Source organism: Gilliamella sp. Pra-s52 (assembly GCF_009795805.1).
GTDB lineage: Bacteria > Pseudomonadota > Gammaproteobacteria > Enterobacterales > Orbaceae > Gilliamella.
In genome coordinates, this window is record NZ_WTEY01000019.1 from 18,286 (window position 1) to 29,839 (window position 11,554).

The following is an 11,554-nucleotide window of genomic DNA, read 5'->3' on the forward strand; positions in this document are numbered from 1 at the left end:
GTGAGAGGTTTTTAATTTTAAAAAACTTAAAGATTTTTTATCGCGGTATACTGCTCTTGCAACTTGGCTTTATCGTCAATATAAGCTTGTTGTTTTTCCTTTTCTTTCGCAACCACTGCTGCGGGTGCTTTATCAACAAAGCTTGCGTTAGATAGTTTGTTTTCAATACGAGAAATTTCGCCATTAATTCGCTCAATTTCTTTTTCTAAACGCGCAAGTTCGCTTTCTTTATTAATTAATCCAGCCATTGGGATAAGCAACTCAGCACCATCCACTAGTTTAGTGACAGACAATGGCCCTACTTCACCTTCATCAAGTAAAACTATTTCGGATAATCTTGCTAGTGATTCAATAGAGTTGATATTGTCACTAATAATTCGATGTACCGTTGATGAGGCCTTTCTAATTAGTAATTGCAATGGTTTACTTGGTGCAATATTCATTTCTGCACGAATATTTCGCACAGCAATTACCACATCTTTTATCCAATTAATATCTGCTACCGCTTCGTCATTTACATGTTGTTTATCAAAAGCAGGCATTGGTTGTAACATAATAGTGTCAGCAGTTATGTGCATTAATCCTTTTACATTTTGCCAAATTTCTTCCGTAATAAATGGAATAATTGGATGAGCTAGACGTAATAGCGCCTCTAATACTGTCACTAATGTATGACGAGCTGCACGTTGTTGTGATTGTTCGCCATTGGCTAAAATGGATTTGGTTAGTTCTAAATACCAGTCACAAAATTGGTTCCAAGTAAATTCATATAAAATATTTGCGGCTAAATCAAATCGGTAGGTATCAAATGCTTCACGATAAGATTTAACGGTTTGGTTAAATTCAGCTAAAACCCATTTATCAGCAAGAGAATAATCTAAATCTCCGCCATTGAATCCGCAATCGTGTCCTTCTGTATTTATTAACACATAACGGCTAGCATTCCAAAGTTTGTTACAGAAGTTTCGATAACCTTCTAATCGTTTTAGATCCCAATTGATATCTCGCCCTGTCGATGCCAAGGCAGCTAACGTAAAGCGCAATGCATCAGTACCATGAGCCTCAATGCCATTAGGAAACTGCTTTTGAGTTCGTTTAGCGATTTTTTCAGCCAATTGAGGTTGCATCATATTGCCTGTACGTTTTTCTAATAATGCAGGCAGAGAGATGCCATCAATCATATCTAAAGGATCAATTACGTTTCCTTTAGATTTTGACATTTTTTGTCCTTCTTCATCACGAATTAAGCCTGTAACATACACGGTTTTAAAAGGAACTTGTGGTTTACCCTGTTCATCTTTAATAAAGTGCATGGTCATCATAATCATTCTGGCAACCCAGAAGAAAATGATGTCAAAACCAGTTACAAGCACATTCGTTGGGTGGAATGTGGCTAAATCATCAGTATTACTTGGCCAACCTAGCGTTGAAAACGTCCAAAGCGCTGATGAGAACCAAGTATCAAGCACATCGTCATCTTGTTTCAGTTCAATATCATCAGCAAGGTTATTTTCACGGCGAACCTCGGCTTCATCTCGGCCAACATAAACATTACCTTGTTTATCATACCAAGCAGGAATACGGTGTCCCCACCATAATTGACGCGAAATACACCAATCTTGGATATCATTCATCCAAGAAAAATACATGTTTTCATACTGTTTTGGTACAAATTGGATATCGCCGTTTTTTACAGCATCGATCGCAGGCTCGGCAAGCACTTTTGCACACACATACCATTGATCAGTTAGCATAGGTTCAATAACAACACCACCACGATCACCATAAGGAACAGTTAAATCATGAGGTTCAATTTTTTCTAAAATACCTAGTGATTCACATTCTGCCACAACCGCTTTACGAGCAGCAAAACGCTCTAGATTTTGGAATTGAGCAGGAATAGTTGGTTCGTAAGCATCACTTGGTTCACCATTAGTATCAAACACTTCAACTTGCTGACGAATATCACCATCAAAGGTTAAGATATTGATCATCGGTAATTGATGACGTCGCCCTACTTCATAGTCATTAAAATCGTGAGCTGGCGTAATTTTTACGCACCCTGTACCTTTTGTCATATCAGCATGTTCATCACCAACAATAGGAATACGGCGATTAACAAACGGTAATATCACATATTGGCCAATCAAATCTTTATAGCGTGGATCTTCAGGATTAACTGCAACCCCAGTATCACCAAATAAGGTTTCTGGGCGAGTAGTTGCAACAACTAAATAATCTTTACCATCAGCTGTTTTGGCTCCATCTGCTAATGGATAACGCAAATGCCACATTGAGCCTTTAACTTCTCGATTTTCAACTTCAAGATCTGAGATCGCCGTGCGTAATTTAGGATCCCAATTAACTAAACGTTTGCCGCGATAGATAAGGTTTTCTTGATATAGTCGAACAAAAACTTCTTTTACGGCGTTTGATAAACCGTCATCCATAGTGAATCGTTCACGATCCCAATCAACCGAATCCCCTAAACGACGCATCTGTTTTGTAATGCTACCGCCGGATTCAGCTTTCCATTGCCAAATCTTGTCAATAAAAGCATCTCGACCATAATCATGGCGGGTTTTGTTTTCTTCAGCGGCAATTTTACGCTCTACCACCATTTGCGTTGCAATACCAGCATGATCAGTTCCTGATTGCCAAAGGGTATTATGCCCTTGCATACGGTGATAACGAATCAAGGCATCCATAATTGTTTGTTGGAAAGCATGTCCCATATGTAAACTACCCGTCACATTCGGTGGTGGAATAGCAATACAATAACTTGGCTGTGATTTGTCACCATTAGGCTTAAAGTATCCGCTTTCTTCCCAATGTTGATAAATGGGTTGCTCAATTTCGTGTGGATTATAAGTTGTGTTTTTCATAATTAAAGCATCAATCCTGATCTAGGGCATAATAGAAATAACTTCTATTCTACAGTAAAATAGAAAAACAATAAATTAGCACAACGATAATCTAAGTGGATTTAATTTATCTTTAACGATCTTATGTAAATACCCCAAAAAACAGCACAGCAAAAAAGTAGAAAATTCTCTATGAGAAAAGTAAAAGAGGATTGAAACATGAAAAAGATGACAGAGCACCAAATCGTATCGATATTAAAAGAAGCAGAAGCCGGCCTTCCCGTTAAAGTGATTTGCTGTAAATAGGGCATGGGCAACTCGACTTTTTATAAATGGCGAGAAAAATATGGTGGTATGGAAAGCTCAGATATCAAACATTTAAAAGAACTCGATTGTAACGGTATACTTTTCTTGTAGACATTCTTAGCGGTATGATAAATCCTCAATAAAGGAGATGTAAATATCCCAAACTTAGTACACAACTCACGTAGAAAATTAAGCTGCTTGTTTTAGTGTTTTATACTCAATCGGCGTCATATTATTTAATGCCTCATGCGGTCTTTCAGTGTTATAAATGGTCAGCCATTCTTCGGTTACCTTCCTTGTCTGTTCCAGATGATTAAATAGATATAAATCCAATATCTCTGTATGGTACGAATGGTTAAATTGTTCAATATAGCCGTTTTAATATGGACTGCCTGGTTGAATATAATCTATGGTTATACCATGTGTTTTTGCCCAATTAGTAAACGTGTTTCCGGTGAATTCCGGACCATTATCTACTCGTATTTTGCGTGGATAACCATGATATTCAGCCAGTTTATCCAGATAACGGGTAATCCGGCCAGCCGGTAAACTGACCGCAATATCAATCCCTAACGCCTCGCGATTAAAGTCATCGATGACATTGAAGGTTCTAAAGCGACGTTGATTACGGCTACTGTCACTCATAAAATCCATTGACCAACATTCACCTTGTTTATTGGGGACTAATAGTCTTTCTAGGCATCGTGGAGGAGTGCGTTTTTTACGCTTTACCCTGAGATTAAGCGTTAATTGACAATACACTCGTTTATGATTCCATTTATAGCCGAGCTTTTTGATACGATTAAAACATTTAGGAAAGCCCTAGCGTAAATGCCGGTCTGTGATAGCATTCAACACCGAAACAATCACCAAATCATCCTGTAACTTAAGTTTATAATAGTAAACACAACGGCTTAAGCCAACAATGGCACAACTCATAGCAATAGTAACTAAATAATTTTGTTGTAGTTGCTGTGCCCACATTTTACGTGTCTTTGTGGGCACTAAAGCTTTTTTATGATTTCTTCCTGAAACTGGGATTTTAAACTCAGTTCGGCAAACATCTGCTTAAGCTTGCGGTTTTCAGCCTCCAGCTCCTTTAAGCGTTTGATATCCGAAGTTTCCATTCCGCCGTATTTTTCCCGCCATTTATAGAAAGTTGAATTATCCATGCCCTATTTACGGCACAGTTCTTTAACCGGAATACCCGCTTCAGCTTCTTTTAAAATAGTGACGATTTGATGTTCAGTCATTTTTTTCATAATTAAATCCCCTTTTCTTTTATCATAGAGAATTTTCTACTTTTTTGCTGTACTATTTTAGGGGATAGTTACAATACTCATGAACTTTATCTTAATCTAAAAGATATTGAACAATGGCTTGAGTTTTACAATCGAGAAAGAGCACACTCTGGAAAATATTGTTATGGAAAGACACTGGAATGATGCAAAAGTATTGGTTCAGGGAAAGCAATTGGAGAATTTATTTTGTTCATCGAACAGGCATTTTGTTAAAATGAAAGCCGATGAGTAATAGGTGTTTGTCAGATTAAGTTTGAGCTACTACAATTTATCTATTTTTAACAACTTAGTGCAAGCAAGGAGAATAACCGAAGAATGGTTAACGATTTATAACACCGAAAGACCACATGAGGCATTAAATAACATGACACCGATTGAGTATAAAACTCTAAAACAAGCAGCTTAATTTTCTACGTGAGTTGTGTACTAAGTTTGGGATATTTACAAATATAATTTCGACAGGCTTTTATTTCTTTAGGTTTGTACGCTCTTTCTTTTTTATATTCAAATTGGTTACTTTCTTTGTTTAGATGGTATCCCGATTTATACAGGTATTTTGTTTGGACCCGTTTGTAGCGATTATTGCCTATGTATTGTAAATCATTACTGTCAAGATTTGATTTGGCAAATCGAAACTATGTCTTCTTAATAAAAATAAAAGCATTTTCAATATACTATCCAATTTACTGCTAAACTAATTCATTCTTACTATAAAAACATTATTGTCTATATTCCAAACAACTCAGATGTATATAACCATGTATTGATTGATCTCTTGCCAATTTAACATATAACCATTCATTATTCTTTTCACTTTCTGTAGTTTTTTGGTACAACTTTATTACATCAGTACCATTTGATAATTTCATAAGAATAGATGATCTTGAGTCAGGTTTTTGCAATAGATTTGTATGCTTTTCGGAAGATTTGGTATAATAATGATTTTCTAGTATTTCATTATGGTTGTTTGAAATAATTTTTTGTTCATCTACTAATACTTTTATTCCCATATTGTAATAATTATTTTTCTCCAACCTATCTTTCAATTGTTTATCTTTACTAAAGAAATCAGTAAGATACTCATATGCTAAGTGCTGGCTTCTTTCTAATGATTCACCATCAGTTTGTAAATAGCTTCGATATTTAATCAGATGAATTAATGCCTTATCCTTAGCAGTTTGAAGGATGGTTACTTTTTTTCCTTGTATACCAGTGTCTTTCTGTACAACATTCCAGTTAGTAAATAAAGACATTAGTAAACTGCGAAAATAGGATTTATCCAATAACCTATCATTTAAAAAACGCTTTCTGTATCCTTTTGATGAGTTATTCTAAAATAGAAAGTGCCATTCATCTTCCTGATTTACATATGGATTAGCTACTGCGGTTTCATATAGTAAAGCGTCTTTTTCATAATTAAAGTTAAACACAATCTCGGGCAAATAATCATATTTCTTATTCAATAAATATTTTTTAGCTGAATCGTCATCATTAAAAAGTAATTTATTGTAAGCTATTAGTTGTTGAGTGTACTCATTTGATGAGTTATCTAATATTTTGTTTGAAAATAAATTTAACAGTATACATGAATAAAAAAATCTTCCCATGTTTGTCATACCATAATTTTGCTTTTGTTTACTATGATTTTGACAATAACTATCTGTTATTACATCTATATCTGAACCAAAATAATCGTTAACTTTTTCTTTAAATTTATCTAAATCCAGAGCTTGATAATTTTCATGTTTTAGCAGTTCTGACATTATGTCAATTTTTTCAATCAAGTTATTTGCTGATTTAACATCCGCTTGAGCATTGGTTAATGTGACCATTAAAAAAAAAGCGAGAACAATAATTAAATTTTTTCCTACTTTATTAATCATCATGATGTAATCCATTTAATTTATTAAAATTAATATAGTTAGTAGGTTATCTTCACTAACAATAGCATTGAATTAGTAAATATCTTTATATTCTAATTGACTAAGGTGAATATAACCCTTAGCCCAAGGTTTTTGGGCTAATTTTATATATAACCATTCACCTTGCGTACTCATTTTAATCACTTCTGTATTATTTGGTAATTTGTTGATCACTATTGAATTAGAACTTGGCTCTTGACGAAAATTAATATAACCATCATTTGATTTTGTAATATAATGATTTTCAATTAATATATTTTGACCATCAGAAATAACTTTTTGTTCGTTAGTTAATACAATTAAACCCATATTATAATAATTATTTTCTTTAAGTCTTAATTCAAGTTGATTATCTTTTTTGAAAAAATCTCTTAAATATTGGTATGCTTTACTCTGGCTATTTTCTAATGTTACACCATCTGTAATATGTTGACTTTGCAATTTAATAAGGTGTAACAATGCTTTATCTTGAGATACTGGTTCAATTCTAATTTTCTTGTCATTCGAGATGGAAATTCCTTTCTGATAAGTATCCCAGTTATCTGCCAAAGCTTTTAATAACGTTGTAATAACTTTTTCACCTGATTGTATATACAAATCATTTAACAAGCGTTTTCGATACCCTTTTTTATAATTATTATAAAAAATAAAATGCCAAATATTTGTTAAATCATCATCCCATACTGGCAATACTAATTCATATAGCACATTATTTTTTTCATAATTAAAATAAACCACAACTTCTTGAAGGGAACTAGCACGATTTTTTTTAAAATACTCTTTAACATAAAAATCAACATTATCATTAAAAAGCAATTTATTATAAGCAATAAGATGAGGAGAAAATGCATTATATGGCGTATTTAGTAATTCTAATCCTTGTTTAGGAGTAAGAGGAACATCTAATCCTTTGTATTCGCTAACAAGAAATGATTCACTATATGTAAGTAGAAAACGTCCATTTTTGGTAAAACAGCTATAACCATATTTACTAAGCAAATATTGACAGTCAAATGTTATTGTATCAAAATCAATTCCAAAATAATCTAAAATCCTTTGTCTAAATTCTTTTTCTGTTGGTATTTCATATCCTTTACTTCTGAGAAATTTAGAAACGATACCAACCTCTTCGGCAAAATCTCTTTCTGCCCATTTATGTTTCAATTGTTCTAAATCTTCAGTTTGAGCTGAAACTATCAACGTAAAAAACACTAAAAAAACATAAAAAAGATATTTTATTTAGTATCATTGTGTTGTAACCCTCCCACTTCTGACAGCATCTTTTGGATCAGAGTCGAATTCATAATGTTGATAGACATCTTTAATATCACCATTATAATCTTCAATATAACAATATATTTTTTTCCCTTCCTTCTTAAATTTAGTATACAATTCACCTAACTCTTTCATAGCGGCATTATAAACTCGAATACAACCATGAGTGTTCATCAAATTACCTAAATCTTCCAAAGATTTCCTATAATATCCTGATGTATGTCCACAGTGAATACCTATTCCTGCTCGTCCATTGTTAGTTGCAGTTAAAAACTCCCCACTTTCCCCTGTCAACTCAATGAATCCATAATTACCAAAACTCCATTCCCCTTTATGTCTGTCTGGATAATATGATGTAATTGCTCTGCCTGTAGGTGTGTCACCATCACCATTTACTTTAGTCCGGTTAGAATTAGAGCCAAGGCAAAGTGCATGAGTTTTATAATAAATTGTATTTTCATCAAATACAATTAAAGGACCTTCTAACCCACGATGTTGGGGTACAATTATATTGATATACACTTCATTATTCTCAGCAATATATTGACCATCAAAAGTAGTCCTTGCTTTAGGTATTTTAAAGTAATCCATCATCGCTACCGGATGAATAAACCACGCCTTGCCATCAGCACTAAGCGTGGCCGGTGGGGGGGGGTGTCTGTTGCGGTGGTTGTAGCGGTTGTGGCATTGGTTGCCTCGCCATTTTCTGGGGGCGTGTCGTTTTGTTGGTTTAACTTCGCTAAGCCTTTAGCTACATCATCCCACCACAACATCTTTTTTATTTTCTCTTTGGTCTTTTCCCAAGCTGTTACTTGTTTTTCTAATGCTTCCATTTTGGCATAAGATTCAAACTGCGCTTCAGTCAGCTTTTTCGAGGGGGATTCTTTATAATCTGCAGGAAAACGGCTTATTTCTCGTCTTAATGTTTCAAACCCTTTCGCTTCAGGCGAGTCCTTTGCTTTACCGACACTACTTAAATATGCCTCAAATTTTGCTTCATCACCCGTTTGTAAATAACCTAATAGATTTTTAGCATCTTCGGTCATCTCGCTGTTTAATTCTTCCCATTCCGGCAGTTTTCCCTCTGCATCAACGTTACTGTACCATTCGCTTTTATAATTGATTAATAAGCGATTTAATGCCGAGTACAATATCGGTTTATTTACAATACCTAGAAAACACGCTTCTTTTATACTTGCATAGGCATTTGCTTCAACAAGGTATTGTTTATCAAGAATGGATAATGTTTCTTTTATCGTTGGTTTATATCCTGATAAGGAATGGTTGTCTTTATTGCGTTTTAAGGATTTGTCTGCATCAAGGTAGATTTCCTTTAGTGTGCCCGTCTCTTTTATTTGTGTAAAATCAAACCAATCCCAACAACATACCCTTTTAGCGCCTTCGCCATTCACTAACACCCAACCACTTCTTTTTCGGTTTTTATCATCAAGTACATCAATTTTTAACCACACATTATTTTGTGCATCAATTGCTCGATTGTCTCTTAGCGATAACTTAGCATCATTCATATTGACTAATGATGCTATGCCCACAATCAGTGTACTACTTGCTATATTGCTTGCTTGTAAAGGGTGCTTAGTCCACGCCACTGTACTTTCTGCTAAAGATAACTCTCCATTAGGTTTGGCCACTTTGGCTATAGCGGCTTCGTTTTTTATCCATAATGTCTTTTTTTCTGTTTCTGATGAATAAATTTCAATCTGTAACCAAGCAACCTTGACATCTTGACTGAGTATCTTTATCTTGGTCTTTGCATAGGGTTTACCCACTGTCGTATCTGATGCTGCTTCTTTTTCCAGTAGTTTGGTTTGTTTCGCTATGCCAACAAATGTTTTGTCTTCTTCTGCGGTTTTACTCGCTTCCGCTTGCGTTTGAGTAATATAACTTGGTAAGTCTTCACAGGTGAAACACTCAACATGTAAATGAGCGCAGAATTCTTTATCTTTTGACTTTTCTGGCAAAGTGTCTATATCAATATACTTACCATCTTTATCGGTTTTTTTAGTAATACCTTTATTTTGGTTATGACCTATATGCCCCACTAAATCACCCGCTTTAATCCGATACATCAAAGCTATTTAACAGGAATGCTAGCTTCTGCTTCTTTTAATATCAATACGATTTTGTATTCTGTCATTTTTTTCATATTCAAATTCTCTTTTACTTTTATCGTAGTGCATTTTCTACGTCAGTTTTGTACTAACTATGGGGTATTTACAGTAAAGCAGACGAATGAACCCATTTAACAATTAACTTCTGGGTTCTAGTTAAATATCGAATTTGATAAAAATCGTCTCGGTACTGTAATAGTTCTACCTTGTCATCTTCAATTAAATACATTTTAGTTTTTGATTTTTCCAAAGCATCATCATATAAATAAGCCTGTTTAACAGCTATCTTTTTAATTATTGGTTTTCTATCAAAAAGATTATGCTCATTTGTCACCAATAAATAATTTAAATTTTTATTATAAATTTTACGTTGCACCATATCACAACCAATACATTGATCTTCTAATATTATTTGATAATATTTCTCCTTTTCTTTATAAAGTTTTTCATACCACTTCCCTCCATCAAGAAAACGATTAATTAATTGATCATTGGTTTTCTTATAATCGCATAACTGAGAACCATCGCTTAAAATTTGTTTCTCTTTAGTTTGAATAATATGATTTTTTATTTCATAAAGCGAATAACACTTATTAGGTGTAGAATTATATTTTAATGTCATCAATAAATAATTTTGACCAAAAAATTTGTCAATTGATAAGATTGACTCATCAATTTCATCATTCAACTCTATGGGTACTTTAATTTGTTGACAATCAGAACTATTATCAAAACAATGATAAATTGATTGTTTTATTTTATTAAATTCTATATTTCCATATGAGCGTGTCGTTAGGAAATAAAAAAATAATATTGATATTTTTAATAATTTCATGTTTTTAATCATTACTCTAATTCCCATTCTTCTTTTATTTTATTAAAAATACTAATTCTATGCTCCAAACCGTTTGTACCGCCATTTATAGCCTTCGTTACCAATGTCACATTATCTTTTTCATTATCAATAAGTATATTAATATCTCCATTAGCATTATATTTTTTATATATACCGCCATTAAAACGCCAGAACCAACAAGATACATCAATTGATGTATTTCATATTTTGTGCTATCAAATCTGGATTTGCTACAAAATCAACACCTTCGTAATTGGAAAATTTACTATAATTATTCTTCCATGTAAGTTGTATCAAACCTCTACCCTTGTATTTAGGTCCATCCCCTTTTTTTGTATTTCCATTCTTAATAGCATCTTTATGAACACCTGGTTCATAGTTATTCCCTGAGGAAAATTCCAATGTTGATTCAAATCCTGCCGATTCATGAAAACATTGTGCTAAAAAATGAGCTTTTTGATATGGAGTTATAATATTAAATTTTTTCAATGAGTTATTTAATAGCGATACAAAAAGAGTTTTATCAATCTGATAAACATCTGGATAATTTAGTCTAAAGTTTTCTTCAAAGGTTTTTCCTCCGCCTTTTCCATTAAACCACTTTCCAGTTTTATTCATCACTTTTTCAAGAAAGTCTGTAGTTATTTGATATTTTTCATTAACAATACTCATAATTTGAACAGGATGAATAAACCATGCCTTGCCGTCAGCGCTAAGTGTGGCCGGTGGGGTGGTGTCTGTTGCGGTGGTTGTAGCGGTTGTGGCATTGGTTGCCTCGCCATTTTCTGGGGGCGTGTCGTTTTGTTGGTTTAACTTCGCTAAGCCTTTAGCTACATCATCCCACCATAACATCTTTTTTATCTTCTCTTTGGTCTTTTCCCAAGCTGTTACTTGTTTT

Annotated in this window: 13 protein-coding genes and 1 pseudogene; 2 read left to right on the top strand and 12 right to left on the bottom strand. The window is 33.7% G+C overall.

Going from position 1 to position 11,554, the window contains the following annotated elements; genetic code table 11:
• Window positions 1-26: 26 nt before the first annotated feature.
• Entirely contained in the window at window positions 27-2,885 is a 2,859-nt protein-coding gene (locus GQ594_RS10715) for a valine--tRNA ligase (RefSeq protein WP_160411234.1), read from the bottom strand.
• 198 nt (window positions 2,886-3,083) lie between these two features.
• Between GQ594_RS10715 and GQ594_RS12215 the strand changes: the two are divergent.
• Window positions 3,084-3,257: pseudogene (locus tag GQ594_RS12215) on the top strand (transposase); the annotation flags it as partial.
• Between the two features lie 102 nt (window positions 3,258-3,359).
• On the opposite strand, the gene GQ594_RS12500 reads toward GQ594_RS12215, so the two are convergent.
• The 4 genes from GQ594_RS12500 to GQ594_RS10735 are packed head-to-tail and all read right to left on the bottom strand — an operon-like array spanning window position 3,360 to window position 4,342.
• Window positions 3,360-3,539: an integrase core domain-containing protein gene (locus tag GQ594_RS12500; RefSeq protein ID WP_442903520.1), complete on the bottom strand. Its 180-nt coding sequence runs from the start codon at window positions 3,537-3,539 to the stop codon at window positions 3,360-3,362.
• A 9-nt stretch (window positions 3,540-3,548) separates the two neighbouring features.
• Window positions 3,549-3,932, bottom strand: a complete 384-nt coding sequence (locus GQ594_RS10725) for a DDE-type integrase/transposase/recombinase (protein ID WP_160411232.1) — start codon at window positions 3,930-3,932, stop codon at window positions 3,549-3,551.
• Between the two features lie 60 nt (window positions 3,933-3,992).
• Window positions 3,993-4,154 (bottom strand): hypothetical protein, encoded by a 162-nt coding sequence (locus GQ594_RS10730; protein WP_160411231.1) that lies wholly within the window; start codon window positions 4,152-4,154, stop codon window positions 3,993-3,995.
• A gap of 20 nt (window positions 4,155-4,174) precedes the next feature.
• Window positions 4,175-4,342 (bottom strand): transposase, encoded by a 168-nt coding sequence (locus GQ594_RS10735; protein ID WP_160411230.1) that lies wholly within the window; start codon window positions 4,340-4,342, stop codon window positions 4,175-4,177.
• Between the two features lie 364 nt (window positions 4,343-4,706).
• Between GQ594_RS10735 and GQ594_RS10740 the strand changes: the two genes are divergently transcribed.
• A complete protein-coding gene (locus GQ594_RS10740; protein WP_160413048.1) occupies window positions 4,707-4,877 on the top strand; it encodes an integrase core domain-containing protein in 171 nt (56 codons plus the stop codon).
• A gap of 313 nt (window positions 4,878-5,190) precedes the next feature.
• Here the strand turns inward: GQ594_RS10740 and GQ594_RS10745 are convergent, their stop codons facing one another.
• From GQ594_RS10745 to GQ594_RS10775, 7 genes are all read right to left on the bottom strand, one after another.
• Entirely contained in the window at window positions 5,191-5,724 is a 534-nt protein-coding gene (locus tag GQ594_RS10745) for an SH3 domain-containing protein (RefSeq protein ID WP_160413050.1), read from the bottom strand.
• Window positions 5,725-5,802: 78 nt separating this feature from the next.
• Complete coding sequence (locus tag GQ594_RS10750) at window positions 5,803-6,357, bottom strand: hypothetical protein (RefSeq protein ID WP_160413052.1); 555 nt, start codon at window positions 6,355-6,357, stop codon at window positions 5,803-5,805.
• A gap of 69 nt (window positions 6,358-6,426) precedes the next feature.
• A complete protein-coding gene (locus GQ594_RS10755; RefSeq protein WP_160413054.1) occupies window positions 6,427-7,593 on the bottom strand; it encodes a hypothetical protein in 1,167 nt (388 codons plus the stop codon).
• A 45-nt stretch (window positions 7,594-7,638) separates the two neighbouring features.
• The gene (locus GQ594_RS10760) at window positions 7,639-8,259 is read right to left on the bottom strand and encodes a L,D-transpeptidase (RefSeq protein WP_160413056.1); all 621 of its coding nucleotides are present in this window, start codon (window positions 8,257-8,259) and stop codon (window positions 7,639-7,641) included.
• A gap of 5 nt (window positions 8,260-8,264) precedes the next feature.
• Window positions 8,265-9,758, bottom strand: coding sequence for a hypothetical protein (locus GQ594_RS10765; protein ID WP_160413058.1), 1,494 nt, complete (start codon window positions 9,756-9,758; stop codon window positions 8,265-8,267).
• A 145-nt stretch (window positions 9,759-9,903) separates the two neighbouring features.
• Window positions 9,904-10,635 carry a hypothetical protein gene (locus tag GQ594_RS10770; protein ID WP_160413060.1) on the bottom strand — a complete coding sequence of 244 codons (732 nt, stop codon included), beginning with the start codon at window positions 10,633-10,635 and terminating at the stop codon, window positions 9,904-9,906.
• A 207-nt stretch (window positions 10,636-10,842) separates the two neighbouring features.
• Window positions 10,843-11,554 (bottom strand): glycoside hydrolase family 19 protein (locus tag GQ594_RS10775; RefSeq protein ID WP_202112589.1); only part of this gene is annotated, 712 nt, incomplete at its 5' end.

Coding starts and splice junctions, on each gene's coding strand:
- GQ594_RS10715 (WP_160411234.1), bottom strand. CDS start 2,885: ATGAAAAACACAACTTATAATCCACACGAAATTGAGCAACCCATTTAT.
- GQ594_RS10730 (WP_160411231.1), bottom strand. CDS start 4,154: ATGTGGGCACAGCAACTACAACAAAATTATTTAGTTACTATTGCTATG.
- GQ594_RS10760 (WP_160413056.1), bottom strand. CDS start 8,259: ATGGATTACTTTAAAATACCTAAAGCAAGGACTACTTTTGATGGTCAA.
- GQ594_RS10745 (WP_160413050.1), bottom strand. CDS start 5,724: ATGTCTTTATTTACTAACTGGAATGTTGTACAGAAAGACACTGGTATA.
- GQ594_RS10735 (WP_160411230.1), bottom strand. CDS start 4,342: ATGGATAATTCAACTTTCTATAAATGGCGGGAAAAATACGGCGGAATG.
- GQ594_RS10770 (WP_160413060.1), bottom strand. CDS start 10,635: ATGAAATTATTAAAAATATCAATATTATTTTTTTATTTCCTAACGACA.
- GQ594_RS10765 (WP_160413058.1), bottom strand. CDS start 9,758: ATGTATCGGATTAAAGCGGGTGATTTAGTGGGGCATATAGGTCATAAC.
- GQ594_RS10750 (WP_160413052.1), bottom strand. CDS start 6,357: ATGATGATTAATAAAGTAGGAAAAAATTTAATTATTGTTCTCGCTTTT.